Below are 767 nucleotides of genomic sequence, written 5' to 3'. Positions count from 1 at the left end.
GGAACCGTCATTGGAGGAACGGCGCAAGGAGCTGGCCAATTGGCCGGAGGACTAATATCTGGGGCTGGCAGTGCGGCTGGCGGCATTATCCAAGGCACTGGGCAAGCAGCAGCACCCTCCATTGAGCAAATGCTTCCCCAGGGATTGAAGGTCAATCCCGTCGACTATTTTACAGATACGTTGCTGCGAAATGATAGAGCACCCGCTTCTAGTGGGGAGGGTCAAAATGCTGCTGATTTCACCCGACAGGCAGGCAGCATTTTCTCCAACCTGCTCTCGACAGGCCAGATAACCGACGAAGATAAAGCTTGGCTCGTCCGTCAGGTTACGGCTCAAACGGGAATGAGTGAGACCGACGCCCAAAATCGCGTCAATCAGACAATCGAGCGGGTCCAGACCGTGAGAACGGAAGCGCAGAGGAAGCTCGATGAAGCGCGAAAGCAGATTGATGAGGCAAAAGAACAAGCCAGCAAGGCGCTTGAGGAAGCAAAAGCACAAGCATTGGAGACTGCTGAGAAGACCAAAATAGCTGGCATTCTGAGCGCCTTCCTTTTGGCTGCTTCAGCCTTAGTTGCCGCAGTGGCCGCCTATATCGGAGCAGTGCATGGTGGTCGTCACCGAGACGAAGGCCGAATTTGGAGCGGCTTAGCCTACCGTAGGTAGTTTCATCAATGTCCATGACGAGCCCCTTCACGCGGAAGCAGTGGAGGGGCTATTTCTGAGTACGGTCGACAATCCTCGTGGCGCTTGTTTGAGTCCTATCGGTG

1 pseudogene is annotated in these 767 nt (G+C 54.8%); it reads left to right on the top strand.

The features are described 5' to 3' along the window. Window positions 1-663, top strand: a pseudogene (locus tag KWJ32_RS28155) (hypothetical protein); the annotation flags it as partial. Window positions 664-767 lie beyond the last annotated feature (104 nt).

The sequence above is a fragment of the Ochrobactrum sp. BTU2 genome (assembly GCF_024539785.1).
Lineage (GTDB): Bacteria > Pseudomonadota > Alphaproteobacteria > Rhizobiales > Rhizobiaceae > Brucella > Brucella anthropi.
The sequence above is the reverse complement of the archived record's forward strand: the minus strand, read 5'-3'. Positions and strand labels throughout refer to the sequence as shown.